Raw genomic sequence first — 18,566 nt, forward strand, 5'->3', positions numbered from 1 at the left:
AAAGGAGAACAGGCGGTTTTCCTGTTCTCCGAAAAAAATTTTTCGTGAAGTGTGAAATCGGTCGAAAATCCGCTGATATAGAAATAGAAGGGCAAAAAGAGGTGAAGCATTTGAGCGTACATACCGCAATCCGCCGCGGCGAGGTGTTTTTCGCCGACCTGCACGGCGGCGTCGGTTACGAACAGAACGGCGAACGGCCGGTGGTCGTGCTGCAGAACGATATGGGCAACCGGTACAGCCCGACCGTCATTGTGGCGCCGCTGACCAGCAGCCGCACGAAAAAGCCGCTGCCGACACACGTCTGGTGCGGTGCGGACAGCGGTCTGCTGAAAAATTCCTGCATTCTGCTCGAGCAGATTCGCGTGATCGACAAAACGCGCTTATCTCGCTATCTGTGCAGCCTGAATGTGGAAATGATGGGCCGGGTCGATCAGGCTGCGGCAATCAGTCTGGGACTGATGCAGTAAAAAAATTTCCCGGGAAGTGTGAAAAACCGCGTGTGAAATCCGATAACTAAGTGAAGGGAGGGAAAACACCATGAAAGATATCAAGCCGAGCGTTATCATCACCGCGATTGCGATGGTGATCGAAGCTGTGAAGTTCGTCGCAGAGCAGGTGGAGACTGCAAAGGACTGATTTTCCTGAAAGAAATACATAGCAAAGGCAGGTGAAAGATATGACGCCGCAGACGATTATCGCTATTCTCGGTCTGGTAGCCGAGATCATCGACACGATCGACAAGAACTGACACGTTCTGAAAATCCAAAGGAAGGGAGGCAGGAAGCATGAATGAATTTGCAAGACGCATGGCCAACGGCGCATCCAGTGCGGCTATGGGCGGCACCACCGGTGCCGGAATCGGCGGCGCGGTCGTTGCCGGTGTCGGTGCGGTAGGCGGTTCGTTTTTCGGACCGGTCGGCACGTTCTTCGGCGCGGAAGTCGGTACGGCGGCAGGCGCAGCCGTCGGCGGTGCTATCGGCTCGATCATCGGCTTTATCGGCGGCTTTGCCGATGAGCCGTTCTAAATCCTCGGGAAATGGAACAGGGAGTGGTGATATATACATAGATGGACAGGCATTCCGAATCACAGCAGGAAAGGCAGGTGAATCCGCATGACGCCTCAGGGCATTATCGCTATCCTCGGTCTGGTAGCCGAGATCATCAGCATCGCAAACGATGACTAAAGCCGCAGAAAGTGCGCAAATCCAACAAAAAGGCAGGTGAAATCCATGACTCCGCAGACGATTTTGGCTGTGATCGGTCTGGCCGTGAAGATCATTTCCATAGCGACCGACGACTGACCGCGTAACATAAAAAATCCACATAAGAAGGAGGTGATGTCTGTTTTCACTTTTTTCTCACCCGAAACAGGGCGAAATGCACAACAAAAGCCGGGATGCACCTACAAGAACTTGTTGAATATTATTGAACATTTGCCAAATCGTGCTATAATGAAATCATGTCGAAAGGAGGCAGTGCCTTGAGCAAAATACTTTTGATTCTGGAGGTTTCCAGAAAGCAGGATTATATATTTTCAAGCATCCACCTAAGGGATAACGCGGCACGTTCGGATATCATCCGCTATGTGACGAGCGAGGAATTTTTCAAGCAGGCTGCACCGGAATATTACAACAGCCGTGAGAATTTTGTGTACGCAGGCGGCGGACACACCATTCTCCAGTTTGGGGACAGAGCAACGGCAACACGCTTTGCCGAGCAGGTAACGCAGAAGGCCATGCGCGAGTATGACGGCCTTGAGCTGTTTGCCAAGCAGATGGAATATCGGGAGACAGACGAGAACGGAAAACCGGCGACACCGGGTCAGAATCTGGTTTGGCTGTCCGAAGCGCTCGAGCAGAAAAAGTCTCTGCGAAAGGCGTCTTTTCGGCTGACCTCGCTCGGCATCGAGCAGAAAGCGGAAGCTGCATCGCTTACTGCACCGAACGCAATCGACCCGCCGGAAGGCTGGGCGTTCGCCAAGGACTTTGTAGACCTGCAGGGCCTGACCGACGAGAACTTTATTGCTGTCGTTCATATTGACGGCAATTCGATGGGCAAGCGTGTAAAGAATCTGTACGATTCAGAAACCGAAAGTTGGGACGCCTGTTGCGACAAGCTGCGCTGCTTCAGCGAGGGCATTCAGCACGATTTTGAATCCGCCTTTCGGGAAATGGCGGCAGAGGTGGCCGATTACGAGGCCGACAATCCCGCAGGCCGCACCGGAATCCTTCCGGTACGTCCGGTCATTCTTGCCGGTGATGATGTGTGCTTTGTCGCGCGCGGCTGTCTGGGTCTGGAATGTGCCGAACGGTTTATGAAGCATCTTTCCGCAAAGACCAATCCGCAGGACGGCGAAACCTATGCGGCCTGTGCGGGCGTAGCTATGGTACACCTGAAATATCCGTTCCATCAGGCATATGATCTGGCGGAGGCACTGTGCAGCAGCGCGAAGAAATACGGCGTTTCGCTCTGCGGAGATGGTTCGGTATCTGTGATGGATTGGCATATCGAATTTGGTCAGCTCAAGGAAAACCTCCGCGAGATTCGTGCGGACTACCAGACCGAGGACGGAAAACGCATGGAATTACGTCCGGTGGTGGTGCTCGAGGGCAAAATGGACGAGGCTGCGCGCACGAAAATGAATGTACGCACCTATGATTTCGTACGCGGTATGTGTATGCAGATGAAGCAGGCGGTGCAGGAATGCGGCGAAAAAATTGCGCGCGGTAAGCTCAAGGAACTGCGCGGTGCCATCAAGCAGGGCGATCTGGAATGCCGCTATGCGCTGCAGGACAGTGAAATCACCAAGTTGCTCCGCACGATATTTGAAGCGCAGTTTGATACGGCAGATAAGCAGTATGCCCAATTTGCCGCCATGCTGAAAAACGGCAAAGAGATCGACAAGCAGCCGTTCCGCACCTTTGATGACGGCAGCAGGAACAGTGAACCGGTTTCTCACTGTCTGTTTTTTGACGCGATCGAAATGATGGATCACTTTGAGCGACTGGAGGGGAATGCATGAGCAGGCAGGTAGAATTACAAGTCAGATTGGAGCTGCTTTCCGATACGATTTTCGGCTCAGGTCACAGCATTCCCGGCGGCGAGGATATCGCGGTCTGTCAGGACGAAAACGGTTATCCGTATCTCAAAGGTACTACCTTCAAGGGCCTGCTGCGTGAGAGCATGCACGATCTGCTCGAGTGGAGCGGCGGCCCGACGGATACCGTAGAGGCACTGCTCGGCAAGGAAGGCTGGACGGGTACGGCAGGCGGACGCCGTCTGCACCTGACACCGCTGACACTCGAAGAAAAGCCGGAGGAGAGCGAGACCTGCTATGATCACCGCACGTTTACCAGTTTAGAAAACGATGTTGTGAAAACGGGTACATTACGTTCGGCGATGTGTATTTGCAGAGGACAGAAATTTATCGGCAAGATTTTCTGTGAGGAGCAGGATGTGTCGCTCGTGCGGGAGTCCGCGCTCGGCATCAAGTGGCTTGGCACGATGCGGAGCCGTGGCTTCGGCCATGTAAAAGTTATCGCAGAGCCGGTAAAAGCGCAGAAAACCGCCTTTCCGGCAGTTGGAGCGACCCATTGCCTGCATTACACGCTTTATACGGAAACGCCGGTCAGCATGACCGACTACAACCGTTCCGGCGAAAACAGCTGGGATACGCACGGCTGCATTGCCGGTTCAGCTGTGCGCGGTATGGCGGCCAGCCTGCTCGCTCAACGGGAACCAGACTGGTTTGCTGCCAACAAAATTGCACTGCTGACCGAGAAAACGCGCTTTCTGAGCGCATTTCCGGTGCAGAATGACAATCCGGCGGTTCTCCCGTCCCTCAAGGGTTTTTATGAGCAGAAGGACGGCAGCGATTTTCGTTCGGTTTTAGAGGACGGCGAAATTTCCGAAGGCTCCAAACGTGCCGATGTAGGTTCGTTCTGCACGATCGAAAACGGCGTGCTGCACTACTGGAATGCAAGGACCGGCGGCAGTCAGCGCATTCAACGCGGCGCTGACAAGACGAATATCTTTCAGACACGCAGTATTGACGCAGGACAGCGGTTTGACGGCTACATTCTGCTCGATGATGCATCCATTGCGCCCAAGCTGGCAGAGGTGCTGTGCGGTACGGTTTGGATCGGCGCCGACCGTTATGATGGCATGGGAAAATGCCGCATGAGCATTGAAGCCTGTGATGCTCCGGCGTACCGCCGATACGGCAGCATGCAGCGTCATGATAATAACAAGGTGCTTTATATGCTCGCGCTGTCACCTCTCAGCATGACAAACGAGTACGGTGAGCCGTGCGGTATCAACTGGGATGTGCTCGCGGAAAACCTCGGTGTGGCAAGTGTAAAATCCGAGTTCAGCAGCACTTCGGTCTCCGAATACGGCGGCTTTAACCGTCAGTGGGGATGCCACACACCGGCCGTCCGCATGTACGATGCAGGCAGCCTGTTCAAAATCAGCTTTGATGGTGAATCGCCGGATGAGGCACATCTTTCCGCCATCGAGCAGAGCGGATTGGGTCTGCGCCGCGCAGAAGGGTTCGGACAGGTGCTGTTCCTGTCGGAATCGCTGTTCGGCAGCATCAAGGCAAAACAGCCGGTGGAGTACACCGCTGCACCGCGCCGACAGAATATGGCTGAACTGCGTCGTAAGCGTCTGACATGGATCATGGAGCAGTGTGAAAAGAAATTCGCCGGCGATATTTCGGACAGCCAGCTTGGCTCTATCCAGGCCATTTGCGAGGAACACAAACACAAAGCCGATATTCTGCAAAAACTGAATGGATTTTTTGCTCATAATGCGGAAAAGGGTGAACAAACGTCCAGCAAGTTTGCGAAAATGAAGCAACTGGTCAACACAGTGCTGTCTCATCCGTCAGAACCGTGGATGGAAAATATAAATACAACGGAACGGGTACAGCTGCTCTGCGACCTGTTCGATCACAGCCGAAAGGAGGACGCAGGCCATGGCAACGTTTGATAAAGCAGTTCGTTATGAGGTAACGGCAGTTACGGAAACGCCCTTGCGTACCGGTCCTTCCGACGGCAGTATCGACCGCGTACTTCGCCACCGGGACGGACAGGCATTCCTGCAGGCTGCTTCTCTGGCAGGTGCATTGCGCGGCTGGCTGGAAAAGCAGGATAAGAACGCCGCAAATGCGCTGTTCGGCTCACAGGAAAAGTTCGGACAGCTCATCGTTTCCGATATGGAAATCAAGGAAAAAGCAGTGGAATCGGCGGAGGATACCACGATACAGCTTCGTCCGCGCCTGCGCATCAACGGCAAAATGGGGTCTGCGGCAGACGGCGGCAAATTCGATGTGGCCCACATTGCACGCGGCACTGTGATGAAATTCTCGCTGACATGGCTGGGCGCGGAAAGCGACACGGACGGTCCGGCGCAGATCGAGCAGATGCTCGGTGCGCTGCACGCGGGCGAGATTCGTTTGGGCGCACAGAAGTCCAACGGCTTCGGACGGGTTGCGCTGACAGTCCGCAGTCAGATCTATCACATGACCGACAAGGCCGACCGGGAGGCTTGGCTGCAGGATGAATTTGACGGCCAAACGCTTGAACTGCCGGAGATTTGCACGGAAAGTGTATGTACATTCACAGTCAACGGCGTTGCGGACAGCATTCTGATCAAGAGTTCGGTTCCGCGTGTTGAATACGATGAGAATAACACGCGTAAGGAGATTATTCAGAACATTAAGGAGAACGGTACGGCAGTTTTGCCGGGTTCGTCGGTCAAGGGTGCTGTGCGTGCCCGTGTGCAGGCGATCGCCGACTTACTCCACTGCTCGGAGAGCGTGGATGAACTGTTTGGACGCGGTGCGGCACAGGGCGATAACGGCATTGCCGGTCGGGTGCAGTTCACCGATGTGGTGCTGGATAAGGCGAAAGAGCAGAAGATCTCGCGTATCCGCATCAATAAATTCACCGGAGGCGTAATACGCCGCGGACTGTTTACCGAAGAACCGCTGAAAAGCGGCGTCACGCTGACCATCACAGCACCGCAGGATGATATCTGCGGCTGTGCGCTGTTGGTTTACGCACTGCGCGACCTCGGTCTCGGGTTATATAATCTGGGCAGCGGCGGCGCTGTCGGACGCGGTTATATTAAGGTATCCCGCATTGCGATCGCGTGCGGGGACAAAACCGCCGATATGACATTCGGCGCGGACGGCTGCAAGCTGAACGACACGGACAATCTGGTTTCGGCCTGGCTGCATGCACTGGAGGAACGCACATGAAACGGATAGATAGCATAGAACAGGCTCTGCAACAGGCCGAAAAGCTGCAGTTCGTCATGGTGACCGAGCTGAGCCGTGTTGTTATTGGCAAAATGCCGATAGATATCAACTGGGATGAGCTGATAGAAGCACGGTTTTTCGATCACGATACCGAAATCCGCATTTTCCGGGAGAACGGCGAACTGAGGGCCCGCAGTGTGATTTTACAGGACGATATGCCGTACATCGAAAAGCAGTATAAGAAATTACAGGGCAATCTGGGCAGTGAAATCAGCGTGCGCGAATATTTGACGTTTGATGAGGACGGTCAGGCCGGTGTGAGCGCCGTCTGCCTGTACGATTGGAGGGAATAACGAATGGCGAAGGACGATAACTACTATCCGCCGAAAACATTGGAAAACACCGTTCGTGCACCATATAACTTCGTGCCGTTTACCGATCGTCAGCCGTTTATGCGGTATACCGATGTAAGCAAACTGCCTGCGCATGACGAACTTTGTGCAGACCTGCTCACCGGTGAGATTCATCTGACGCTTACCGCAGAAACGCCGGTTTTCGTGTCGGACGGACAGAAAAACGCGGATTTCTTCCGCGGCGCCAACGGAAACTATATGATTCCCGGCTCTACCATTCGCGGCATGGTAAGGGAGAATATGCAGATTCTTGGGGATGGTTTGGTTCTCAAGGATGAGGATTTGGAGGATTACCAGATTTATTACCGCGAAATTGCAGGAAAAGGTGCGCGCAAACCGCTGCGCAAATACTATCAGGATACGCTGGGTGTAAAGCCGGAAAAGGCCCGGAGCGGCAAGTCGATTTCCATACCGCACAATATCAACGCGGGTTATCTGGTGCGAGAAAACGGCTTATACCGGATCTATCCGCTGCCGAAAGAAACGCCGGTACTGCGTGTATCGCGTGAACTGACAGAAAAAGTATTCGGTAAAGAAAAATATGCCTGCACAGAAGCAGTCGCATATGAGTCGGACGGCAAAAATGTCACCGCACTGTATCAAGCGGAAAATGCACCGGCATACAAGGAACGCGGTATCCTGCTGTTTACCGGAAAACCGGTACAGAAAGAAAACCATTTGTATGTTTTTCCGCCGATCGACAGAGATCAGCACGGCATTGATATTTCGGAAGCTGACCGCTTGTCCTATCAGGCGGACTGTGAAGCGCGCAAAAATACGGCGAAAGCGTATCAGGAGTTCTGGAAGCTGCCGGAGGAGGGACAGAGTAAGCCGGTTTTCTATGTAAATTATGATGGGCACATTTATTTCGGCATGGCACGCTATCTGCGCATCGGTCATTCGCATTCCATTGCGGAAGGGCTGCCCGAGCGTTTTCGGAAAATGCAGAAGCGTATTACCTCGCAGAATGAGCTTCCACTGGACTATCCACATGCGGTTTTAGGGTTTACACATAATTTTAAGGACGAAAACAAAAAAAGCAGTAATACATCTTACCGTTCGCGCGTGTCCTTCGGCGATTTTGAAGCCATAAGCAGTGCCGTGTCTGCTGATGAGTATAAAACTGTTCTTGGTGAGCCAAAACCCAGCTTTTTCGAGGGATATGTGCAGGAAGGAAAGCACTATTCTTATGAGCCTAATGAGCCGAAAGACGCCTTCCAATTAAACGGTTTTAAGCAGTATTGGCTTAAAGATGTAGAATTCCCGCTGCCGCAAAGCGGCAATGAAAAGGTTTTGACTACCTTGCGTCCTATGAAGAAGGGAACTGCGTTCAGCGGTACAATTCGCTTCAAAAATCTTAAGGAGGACGAACTCGGTCTGCTGCTATGGTCGCTGCTGCTGAATGATGGCTGCTATCAGTCGATTGGCATGGGCAAGCCATACGGCTTCGGCCGTATGAGCGTCAAACTGGACAATCTGCGGCTGTTCGATTTCGCAGCACTCTATTCGGCTTCCGGATTCGAGAGCGCAGGAAGAACCGCAGAGTATAAGCCATTCATCCAGGCGTATAAACAGTTTATGAACGATAATAAATCGAAAACCGTACCGGAAATGGATGATAGACCTGAAATCAAGGACTTCTTCTATCTGAAAAAGACGATCCGAGAGGATACGGAAATGGTGGATTACCTGACGATCGACCAGAAGAAGGAACCGAAGCGGCTGCTGTTCAAGGAAATGTATTATCCGCTGCCGTCGGTTGCCGAACTGCGTGAGGAAGCCGAAAAGGATGCGCCGAAGTATGATTCTGCAGAGGATGCAACAGCTGCACTGCTCCTGAAATTTGGTGCAAAGACTAATTCGTCGAATACCGGAAAATCCTCGAAAAAGAAGAAAAAGTGAGGTCAGCATGGCGAAAAAAATTATTTTATTCCTCAGCTTGCTGAGCGAGGATGAATCCAAGCGGAAAACCCAGGACTATGCCTGCGCGGCCGGTGTACTTGGCATGGACGAGGCCCACAAGATCACCGGTACGCAGACCAACGAAGCGCCGGTCAAGGCCATGCTGCTGGCACATCCGGATGTCCGGTCGATCATCTGTATCGTAACGCCGCAGGCAAAGGAAAGCACGCTGGATTTTTTCAAAACGCATATTCTGGAGTTCGCACGAGAAAAGCAGATTAAATTACCGGACGATATCTTTAAGATTATTGATTTTCAGAATGACGAGGTGTTTACCGAAGGTCCGCTGCAGCGTGTTCTGAACGAGATCCAGCCGGGCGGCATGGGCAAAAACAGCATGGGTGATGAAATTCTGCTGGAAACGACCGGCGGGTGGCGCAACACGATGATGTATCTGCTGCTTCTCAGCCGCGTACTGACCTATAATCACAATCAGACGATCGGTGCAACCTATGCTGATTTTAACAACCAGCAGATCACCGATGTATCCGATCTGCTCCGCATGTTCGACCTGGTAGGCGGCATGCAGGAGATGAGTTCGTTCGGCAATGTGCGCACCCTGCGCAAGTATTTCGGCGCAGAGCCGCAGGACGAACGGATCGGCGAACTGCTCGATGCACTCGAAGCGCTTAACGAGGCGATCACGCTGTGCAGAACACGTCAAATCAACGACTGTATGGCACAGTTCAATCGGGCGCTGAAAGCAGTCGGCGAATGCAGTGATCCGCTGCTGCGTGTGCTCATTCCGGCTTTTCGCTACACATTTCGAGAACGGGAACTGACTACGGTAGGACTGATTCGATGGTGCCTGTCCGCAGATATGCTGCAGCAGGCAATAACGGTTTATACCGAACGCATTCCGGCGGAAATCTTCGGCAAGCGTGATATCCTCCGCATTGATGACGGCACACCGCTGCAGCCTTCAAGCGAATATGTCGATGCGGATGTATCGCAGTTTGTAAAAGGCTTTTTACGGTCCTCGCACTGTACGCAATATTTGAATAAATTCGGTTTGAGCGACTATTACCGTGCACAAAAGGACAAAAACGGCGATGCACACTATGTCGAGCAGATTGAAACCATTGTAGATATGGGAAAGATCCTGCCGTATTCTGGATATAAGCTAAATCCAGCCTATTCGACACCGCAGATGCAGACAATTGCACGGGATTATCTGTATATTAAGCAGCTTCGCAATATGACAAACCATGCTAATGATGAGGGTACCTCGGATATCGACCTGCTGATGGAGTATCTGGTAAAGTGCGGCTATCATCCGCTTGAAGAAGTCACAGCGGCTTATATCAGGCAAGTGATTGAAAATGCACTGAAGCACCTGGAGCCGCCACCGCGTGAAGCAAATACGAAGAAAAAGAAGGGTAAGAAATGAAAATATTCTTTAGTATGACACCGTTGCAGGCACCGGGATCGCTGCAGAAGTATGTATACCATGCGGTCGATAACCCAGTATTGCAGATGGATGAGGGAACTGCGTTTCCGATTATAACTGCACTTCACGCGTTTGCAAAGCCGCAGGAAGAAGTTCGTATTATCGCAATTCAGACAGATATCGAAAATTGCCGGGAAAATCTGAAAAAGTTTGAAAAAGAGGTAAAAGAGATGAGTGAAAAGATCGGTTTCACTTATCCGCGTGGTATTGAAGTGGTATCTGCTCCGGCAGATGCAGGTGTACGCAGCAATATCGAGGCCTTCCAGAGGTTAATCGAGATGGTGCATGACAACGATGAAATGTACGCCTGCATGACCTATGGCGTGAAGCCGCTGTCTCAGATTATGATAATGGCCATCCAGTATGCGTACCGCCTGCTGGATAACGCTTCGATCTCCTGCCTGGTATACGGACGTATCGACCGCAAAGATAGAGAAGTAAAGGGTGCGTATGTCAACGATATGACCGCGCTCATCCAACTGGACGAAATTACTCGTCTACTGGCAGCCAACAAGGTCAAGAATCCGCGCGCTGTTATCGAGCAGATCATCTCGGAAAGCTGAGGTGAGCATTGTGGCAAATCAGGTTAATTTAGATGAATTAGCAGTCAAGTGGAGCCAGATGTCAGGTGAAGATCCCAATAAACAGGGTCTGTATATTAAAATATGGGGCGAAGTATATAATGAGGATAGTGCGTTCTGGCAAGACCAGCCTATTGATGCAATCGGCAAGCTGCTCGAAAGATTTAATGTAGAAGAAGGCCAATTCACGCATTTTCTTCACAAAACAATGAAATATCTGCGGCTGGATGCACAGAAGAAACGTACCAAGAAAACAAACACTGAAGTATCCATTGATGACGAGGAGAGCAATGCAGAACCGCTGCGCGCTTGCGAATCAGAAGTAGGCTTGGCGATGGAACTGCAGGACAGCTTGCTTGAACTGGCAACAGTGATTCAGAATTTCGGTAAGAATCCGGCAGCACGTTCGGAAAACAAAGAGTGCAAAATGTGGTATGATCTGTTTTATACCGAAATGATAACGCGCGGTTCCAAAACGGAACCTAAATTGCTCCATTGTATCGAACGCGATATCTTTCAGGCGATGGAACTTCCCTATCTGGATTACTATATGAAGGCGGTTTGCCGAGGTGTGGAGAAAATATGTGATACACCGCTGAAAAGTGAGCGCGAAGTAATCGACAGCAGCTTTACAGCAAAAAGCGAACTGTCTGATGCAGAGCTGGAAATCAATGATAATGTATCGAAATCCGCCCTGCCTGCTGCCGTACCGCTCAGTTATTTAAAAAGAGCACGCGGCATTGTCAGCCGAAATTCCACGCACAGTAAGTATTATCGCAAGTATCAGGAAATGACAGGACAGTATAGACCATGATCACCCACTACCAAATCACCCTATTGCCGGAGCACGAAACGCGTATTTTTCCGGAATGGGGCTACCACCTGTATTCTTCGCTGCTGTCACTGACACCGCACGGCTTTGGCGAGCGTATGCACAGCAACGGCGTCACGCCGCTCAGCAGCTGTATCACTGTGCAGGACAAGCAGGTGATCTGGCATGTAAATCTCCTCGGCGCGGACAGCGAAGCCGTGCTGGCCCCGATCATTGAGCAGCAGGACCGCTACTGGCTGCGTCGAGAAAACCAATCACTGCATGTCAACACGATGCAGATTGAGCATATTGATTCGGCGGACACACTGCTGCAGCTGCCCGAGCACCGCACAATGAAGCTGCGGTTTCTCACGCCGACCACGTTCAAAAGTGATGGCAGCTATGTCAATCTGCCGTCCGTGCCGCTCATTATGCGAAATCTGCTGAACAAGTGGAACGGCTGTTTTGCGGAGGTCTGTCCGATCGAGGACGAGGACGGCGAAGGCATTCAGGCGATCGCAAACGGACTTCGCATTGCCGAGTACCGGCTGTCGAGCCGTGATTATCTGCTCAAAGGACAGTCCATTCCCGGATTCACCGGAGAGCTGACGCTTAAATGCCGTCTGGATGGGTTTCATCTTACGATGGCGAATCTGCTGCTGCACTTTGCACCATATGCGGGCGTCGGCATTAAAACGGCGCTCGGTATGGGCGGCGTAACATGTAAATAACAATAGCGGATAAAGTAAAAACCGATATGTCCAATTGGACATATCGGTTTTCTTTTTGTCCCCATAGGGGTATGAAATGTTTCGTTTTGCAATGGGTTCTGGCACAGAGGTTGCTAAGGAGTTGCTGTCCCCATAGGGGTATGAAATGTTTCGTGCTACCTATCAGTATGGTGATTACACTTACGCGGGGTTGCTGTCCCCATAGGGGTATGAAATGTTTCGCGAAATGTACGAGACAATGCCTCTCGCAATCGTGTTGCTGTCCCCATAGGGGTGTGAAATGTTTTCTCGCTGCGCAGGTGGACTACATCAGCATGATGACGTTGCTGTCCCCATAGAGGTATGAAATGTTTCGGCAAAACAGCATAAAAATAACGAAGTAATTCAGTTATTCAGCTGTTTTTTCTGTAACTTGTTATAATAATCACTGCAAAAATTTGATATTACAGCGCTATTACCGATAAAATTAGCCGTTTATTGCGGTGCAAACCTGCCCCAAACCATCTCTTGAATAATATTATATCACGCGGTTCGCACCAACGCAACCAAAGGACCCGAGGGCCATTCCTATTGCATACGCCGGAACAGCCCTCGGTTCTTCGTTCAACTAATCCTATTGGGTTATCGCCTGTTTGTCTTACGACTGCGCGTCCAGATACTCCACCTCGACAAAAAAGCTCTTGATCTCGCCGCTGGTGTCGGTGCTGAACCCGCTCTTTACCTTGCGAAAATCCTTACCGGCTACCATGCCGTCCACGACATTTCCTTCGTAGAAAGCGTTGTTCGCACCCCAGGAAATGAAGTCCTTCTCGGAGGAAACCGGCGTAAAGCCCGGGTCGTATGTGCTCGGCACGTCAACCGTGATGCGGGTCTCGCGGTTGCGGATACCCTGTTCAAACACCTCTGCCCACGCTTTGATTCGGTTCTGCTCCCAGCGGTGATTGAGGATCTCCACGCTGGTCGGCATCTCGAACAGCATGTAGTCTATGTGGGTATAGTCCTCAAAGCTGTAATCGTCCGCGTTCATGCGGTCGCAGGCGTACTTGATAGCCGCTTCCGAATAGTTCGGGCAGCTGTAGACGTAGTCCGCCGCTTCACCGGACTTGATTGCGCGCTGCAGCTCGAGGATGAGTTTCTCACCCTGTTCGGAGACCGCCTGCGAGTTCTCGTCCTGACGGCGCTGAATCTCCGCCTGAATGTCCTTGCGGAACACCGAGAAATACCACCGGTTGTCCTCGGTCTTCTGCGTTTTAGCCGTACCGCAGATGACGAAATCCTCACGGGTATTCAGTTGGGTCAGCTTTTCCCACGCCTTCTGCATCGGTCCGTACTCATACTTGTCAGCAGGAATATAGATCTTGCAGGAAACGTCATCGTTCGTCAGGGTTTCGGCGTTTCGCAGCGACTCGGCATCCTGATACGGCATCGCCGCCAGCTGCTGCTGCATCTGCGCAAGGATTTCATTGACCAGCGCGTTGTACTGCTCCTGTTCCTCCTGCTGCTTCTGCTCCTCGTCATTCAGAACGGTCGTGTTGTCGTACTTCGTGCTGGTGCACTTGCGGGACGCCGTCCACCCGGAATGATCGCGGGACATGAAGCTGTCGCTGCGCAGGAAGTAGTCGTACCGGACATAACCCTTGCGGTCAGGCGTCGGGTCGTCCCAAGTGGTATCCACATGGTACCACTCACCGTCGATCTGCACGATATCCCACGCATGGTTGCTGTTGCGGACGTATTCGACCGGAATCCCCGCTTCTTCGAGCAGCATTTTATACGCATAGGCGTATCCGGCGCAGACCGAGGTATGCTCGAGGATAGCGCCGTACGCGGTGTACGAAATGTGCGGCATATTGCCGGAGTACAGGCGCATATCATACTCGTTGTTCAGCACCAGATAATCATGCAGCGCCTTCGCCTTGTCGTAGTCGCTCATATCGTCGGTGACAGCTTCGCCTACGATGATCTTGACCGCGCTGCGCAGATTCTTGTACTGTTCTCGCTTGATATTAACGTCTGCACCGTTCAGATACTCGTACCCGATCGTCAAGCGAGCAACCTCGTTATTGGTCTTGCGCGTGGTGTCAAAGGAGAAATGCCGATACGGACCATCCGGGTCGAACACATAGGCGTCGTCGATCGCTTGGTTGCACACCTTGTAGAAGGTATTCCAATCGACATGGTACTGCCGCAGGTCCACTTCCGTTGTGTAGCTGACGATTGCTTGATAGATGGCGTTGTACGCACCTTCCGCATCGGTGACGCACGGTGTCTCATGCGGCTCCCGCGTGTCCTCCGTCTTGTCTGATTCGACGATCTCCGGCTTGGTCTCTTCCTTCTTCTCGTCGAGCTTCGTCAGGTCGCTGACCGGCTTTTCCGTCACTTGAGGTGTCGGTTCCGGCGCAGGTTCCGGTTTTGTCGTCTGCGTGGAACCGTTTTTACTGCGGTACAGGAAGGTCGCTATCTCGGCACGGGTACACCCCTTATCCGGCGAGAAAGCGGACGCAGACGTACCTGTTGTTATGCCGCTGGCTGCAGCCCAGGAAACAGCGTTCGCGTAATACGCGCTGCTGCTCACATCCGCAAATCTGGCCATACTTTGCGGATTCGGACTGCCGACGGCTCTATGCAGGAACGTGGCGACCTGAGCGCGTGTTACCTGTTTGTACGGCGAAAATTCAGTTGCCGAGGTGCCGGATGTGACGCCGTTCTGCACGGCCCACAGCACCGCCTGATAGAAATAATCCTCCGGCGCTACATCTGTGAACGGATTGTTCCCGCTGACCGCAGGCGAGCCGTTTGCCCGCCACAGGAACGTGACCGTCTGTGCACGCGAGCACAGCTTGTCCGGCGAAAAGTGTTCCTTGTCCGAGCCCGATGTAATGCCTTCGGAGGCCGCCCAATCCACCGCCGTTTTGTAATAAGCATTCGGTGAAACATCCGAGAACGCTTGCGCACTGACGGCGGACAGTGATGCGATGCACAAAGCCGCCGCGATACAGCTCCGTACTTTGAAAAAACGTTTTGCCATGAAAAATTCCTCCTTCTATGGCACTCTGGTGTGGATAATCTTCTGTCTCTATGAAAGGAGTAAAGAAATGCCGCCATCCCTTGACGGCATTTGCAGTATACCGCAAAAGTACCGTTCTGTTCTTTCAAAAACGATAGAAAACACGGGTACAAAAGCTGATTTCTCGGCTGCGGTTCCCTTGCGCATCAAGGCAAATGTGCTATAATTAAAATTGGTTTTTTGTAACATTTCAGGCAGGTGCGATTTCTATGGAAATTGAAAATTATCCTGCTGCATATATGATAAACTGGAAACAACACAAAAAGGGATTGGCAGGGAGAACGATGGCGAAAAAACAACAGCAGAGCATCGAACTGGATTATGAACAGAAACGCATGGCCAACCTGTTCGGCAAAAACCTGACCGAAGCCGATGGTGTGCGCCGGTTTCTGGCCGAAGGCTGCCGAGCGGCGAATAAAGACGACGGTGTATCCGATGCGGAGTTCTGGAGAGGACTTTTTCTGGAAAGTAAAGTAAAAGGTAAATATGGCAAGAATCTTTTAGGGAAAAACAAGTATGACGGCGATCCGAACAAAGTACCGTCCGACCCATATTCCTCTATTGATTACCAGTGTACATTAAAATATCTGGCTCACGGTCATGAACGTGTATTCGATAAGAAAAAACCGGACGAGCACCCGATAGACAGCGAAAATTTCTTTCGCTACTTCAATTTGATGGATAACACAGAGAGTTATACCTCAAACTTGAAAACAGCGATTCACCTGCGAAACAAGTACTCGCACGACACGATCGAGGGCATTCAAAACATCACAGCAGACAGCTTAAAGCAGGATATTCAGCTGCTGCAGCGCATTACGGTACCGCTGTGCAAAAAAGAGGATTTTCCGTTTGCGGACGAAATTCGCGCGTACTGGAAACGCATCGAAGAAGAGTACCACCGGAAATTCAGTGCGCCGCCGATCGACCTTGACGACGCTGCCTGTGTGGTATTCCGTACGGACGAACTGACGTTGGAGCAGATCGCCGCTGTCAAGGACGTGATCCGAAACTACAACATCAACGAAAAGGACGGAAAAATTTACGAATATCCGGACCGCACAAAGCTGGAAGAACTGTTGTCCTATTCGATGCTCCGTCCGCGCGGCAGCGAGGAAGAACGCAGGCAGCTTGCCGAGCAGACCGAAAAACGATCGAAAAAGCGCCGTGAGACCACGGAAAAACTCGAGAAGCTCGATGAGACCGGCGATACCTCGGAGTTCGCCGAGAACAAACCGGATGAACTGCGTCTGCCGGAGGAGGTCAGCGCGGCTCTCCGTCCCGAGCGCCGTATGTTCAAGCTGGAACAGCAGCTACAGGCCGTCCTGCAGAATTTTGTGCTCACAGCAGATGAAACGCTGTTCGAGTCCGCAGTCGGCCGCCGTTATATCTCCGCAACGCTGCTGCCGCTGCTCGCAAAGGAGAAAAAGCAGCTCTGGCTGGATTCGTCCGTTATCGGCACGATGTTCTCCAAATTCCGCAGCAGCCGTCCGTCCGACACCGAAGCATTCGACGAGGAACGGCGCCGCGCGCTGGAAAAGCTGCATAAGAGCGAAAAGAACGCGATCAAGGCTCTGCGAGCACTCAACGAACACGGTCTCATCCGTGTGGTGTACAGCCCGACCACCAGCCGCAGCAGCAGTGACAATCTGCGTGCCGCCGCTCTCCAGAACCCGACTACGCGCTTCTGGCTTCTGACCATGGACAAGTCCATGTCAGAAGCCGCTGCCGCGCTGCCCTGCCGCAACCTCGTCACGTCCAAGCCGATGGACGAAGCCGAACTGCTGTTATTCGGTGCAACCTGTCCGATACTCTCCGAGATGAGAGACCCAAAATCCACACCGGCTCCCGCACCTGCACCGGTTCCCACAGAGCCGAAGGCGCCGCACAGCACAACCGGCACCGTGCTCAACGCCGCATGGCCGGACGGACACTATTCCGAAATTCGCTTACTGTCCAAGATCGGTGAAGGCGGTGAAGGCCAAATCTTCAATACCAATTCGCCGGAACATCTGGCGGCCAAAATCTACACCGGAAAGCGAATGAACACTGAGCGTAAGAACAAGCTGGACTACATGGTGCAGCATGATCCGCATATTCACGGTCTTTGCTGGCCGTGCGCGATGCTGTACACGAAGGATGAAATCCCGGTCGGTTTTCTCATGCCGAGTGCCGCCGGTGTCGAACTGGCGCTGACCGTGTTCCATCCCGGCCGTGGGCAGCGCCGCATCATCGAGCGCGGCTGGACGCGCAAAAGTCTGGCACAGATTGCTGCCAATATTGCGTCCATCTTTGCGCAGATGCACAGCCACGATATTTTAATGGGCGATATCAATCCGCGCAACTTTATGGTCGCGCAGGACTGCAGTGTCAGCTTTGTAGACTGCGACAGCTACCAGGTCGGCGCTTTCGGCTGTCCAGTCGGCACGGTGCGCTACACGCCGCCGGAACGCCATCGAGAGATGAAACGCCTCGGCAGAGTGGACTTTGGCTTTACCCGCACCATTCAGGATGAGCAGTATTCCCTCGCGGTACTGCTGTTCGAGATCCTCACGCTTGGCCGTGCTCCCTACGAGAGCCGCAACAACAACAATCAGGATGTAGTCGATGCTATTATTGCCGGTACATTTCCGTATCCCTACCGTTCGGACGATGAGGACCAGCCTGCCAACAGCAAACTCAACCCGCCTGTCGGCTTTTCGCGCTACATCTGGAGCCACACCACACGCCGTGTCAAAACGCCGTTCTACAACACGTTCACCAACAAAAAACGTTCAACCGCTGCCGAGTGGGCCGAGACCATGACCGAGTATGTCCGCCAGATCGAGCTTGGGCACAGCACGGACGAACTGATTCCGAACTCGTACAAGGATATTTCCGATGTGTCCGAGGACGGCACCGAAATGGTCGATCTGGTCTGCGAGGACTGCGGAAAACCATTCAATCTGGGCAAGGATGTATATGAACGCCGTCAGGCGAACCGTGAGCCCATGCTCTGTCTGTTCTGCTGGGATATTCAGCAGAATCTGAACCACCAGACTTACCGCGTTACCTGCTCGGAATGCGGCAAGGAATTTGCCACAACCGCCGGTAAAGTCCTGAGCCTTCAACGCAAGAACAAAGACATTCTGTGCCCGGACTGCCTGAGCGCCAAACACTGTGACGACTGCGGCGCTTTCATCTACAACCGCAGCGTGGCTCAGATCCGCGAGATGCGGATGAAAGGAAAATCCGTCTGGTGCTCCAGCTGCCTTGCCAAGCATTTGGGAACCCGATAACCTCCGTG

Annotated in this window: 13 protein-coding genes; 12 read left to right on the forward strand and 1 reads right to left on the reverse strand. The window is 52.5% G+C overall.

What is annotated here, in order from left to right:
• The first annotated feature begins 110 nt into the window (after positions 1-110).
• The 11 genes from PGY33_RS10620 (at position 111) to cas6 (ending at position 12,213) form a co-directional block, all read left to right on the forward strand.
• Positions 111-467: a type II toxin-antitoxin system PemK/MazF family toxin gene (locus PGY33_RS10620; RefSeq protein WP_270478555.1), complete on the forward strand. Its 357-nt coding sequence runs from the start codon at positions 111-113 to the stop codon at positions 465-467.
• Positions 468-785: 318 nt separating this feature from the next.
• Positions 786-1,025, forward strand: coding sequence for a hypothetical protein (locus PGY33_RS10625; protein WP_118564673.1), 240 nt, complete (start codon positions 786-788; stop codon positions 1,023-1,025).
• Positions 1,026-1,480: 455 nt separating this feature from the next.
• Entirely contained in the window at positions 1,481-3,022 is a 1,542-nt protein-coding gene (locus PGY33_RS10630) for a Cas10/Cmr2 second palm domain-containing protein (protein ID WP_118481098.1), read from the forward strand.
• Positions 3,019-4,992, forward strand: a complete 1,974-nt coding sequence (locus PGY33_RS10635) for an RAMP superfamily CRISPR-associated protein (protein WP_118481097.1) — start codon at positions 3,019-3,021, stop codon at positions 4,990-4,992. Before PGY33_RS10630 ends, PGY33_RS10635 begins: the two co-directional genes overlap by 4 nt.
• Positions 4,979-6,265: an RAMP superfamily CRISPR-associated protein gene (locus tag PGY33_RS10640; RefSeq protein WP_118481096.1), complete on the forward strand. Its 1,287-nt coding sequence runs from the start codon at positions 4,979-4,981 to the stop codon at positions 6,263-6,265. Before PGY33_RS10635 ends, PGY33_RS10640 begins: the two co-directional genes overlap by 14 nt.
• The gene (locus tag PGY33_RS10645; RefSeq protein ID WP_118481095.1) at positions 6,262-6,618 is read left to right on the forward strand and encodes a hypothetical protein; all 357 of its coding nucleotides are present in this window, start codon (positions 6,262-6,264) and stop codon (positions 6,616-6,618) included. Before PGY33_RS10640 ends, PGY33_RS10645 begins: the two co-directional genes overlap by 4 nt.
• A 3-nt stretch (positions 6,619-6,621) precedes the next feature.
• On the forward strand, positions 6,622-8,580 hold the full coding sequence (locus PGY33_RS10650; RefSeq protein ID WP_118481094.1) for a TIGR03986 family type III CRISPR-associated RAMP protein: 1,959 nt from the start codon (positions 6,622-6,624) through the stop codon (positions 8,578-8,580).
• Between the two features lie 7 nt (positions 8,581-8,587).
• The gene (locus PGY33_RS10655; RefSeq protein WP_118481093.1) at positions 8,588-10,030 is read left to right on the forward strand and encodes a TM1812 family CRISPR-associated protein; all 1,443 of its coding nucleotides are present in this window, start codon (positions 8,588-8,590) and stop codon (positions 10,028-10,030) included.
• Positions 10,027-10,653: a TM1812 family CRISPR-associated protein gene (locus tag PGY33_RS10660; RefSeq protein WP_118481092.1), complete on the forward strand. Its 627-nt coding sequence runs from the start codon at positions 10,027-10,029 to the stop codon at positions 10,651-10,653. The genes PGY33_RS10655 and PGY33_RS10660 overlap by 4 nt, the downstream gene beginning before the upstream one ends.
• A gap of 10 nt (positions 10,654-10,663) precedes the next feature.
• Positions 10,664-11,485 carry a hypothetical protein gene (locus PGY33_RS10665; RefSeq protein ID WP_147356937.1) on the forward strand — a complete coding sequence of 274 codons (822 nt, stop codon included), beginning with the start codon at positions 10,664-10,666 and terminating at the stop codon, positions 11,483-11,485.
• Positions 11,482-12,213 carry a CRISPR system precrRNA processing endoribonuclease RAMP protein Cas6 gene (cas6, locus tag PGY33_RS10670; RefSeq protein WP_118481090.1) on the forward strand — a complete coding sequence of 244 codons (732 nt, stop codon included), beginning with the start codon at positions 11,482-11,484 and terminating at the stop codon, positions 12,211-12,213. Before PGY33_RS10665 ends, cas6 begins: the two co-directional genes overlap by 4 nt.
• 637 nt (positions 12,214-12,850) lie before the next feature.
• Here the strand turns inward: cas6 and PGY33_RS10675 are convergent.
• Positions 12,851-15,241 (reverse strand): S-layer homology domain-containing protein, encoded by a 2,391-nt coding sequence (locus tag PGY33_RS10675; RefSeq protein WP_118481089.1) that lies wholly within the window; start codon positions 15,239-15,241, stop codon positions 12,851-12,853.
• 323 nt (positions 15,242-15,564) lie between these two features.
• Between PGY33_RS10675 and PGY33_RS10680 the strand changes: the two genes are divergently transcribed.
• Complete coding sequence (locus PGY33_RS10680; protein ID WP_118481088.1) at positions 15,565-18,558, forward strand: hypothetical protein; 2,994 nt, start codon at positions 15,565-15,567, stop codon at positions 18,556-18,558.
• Positions 18,559-18,566: the final 8 nt, after the last annotated feature.

The organism is Butyricicoccus sp. AF18-9LB, from assembly GCF_027684505.1.
GTDB lineage: Bacteria > Bacillota > Clostridia > Oscillospirales > Butyricicoccaceae > Agathobaculum > Agathobaculum butyriciproducens.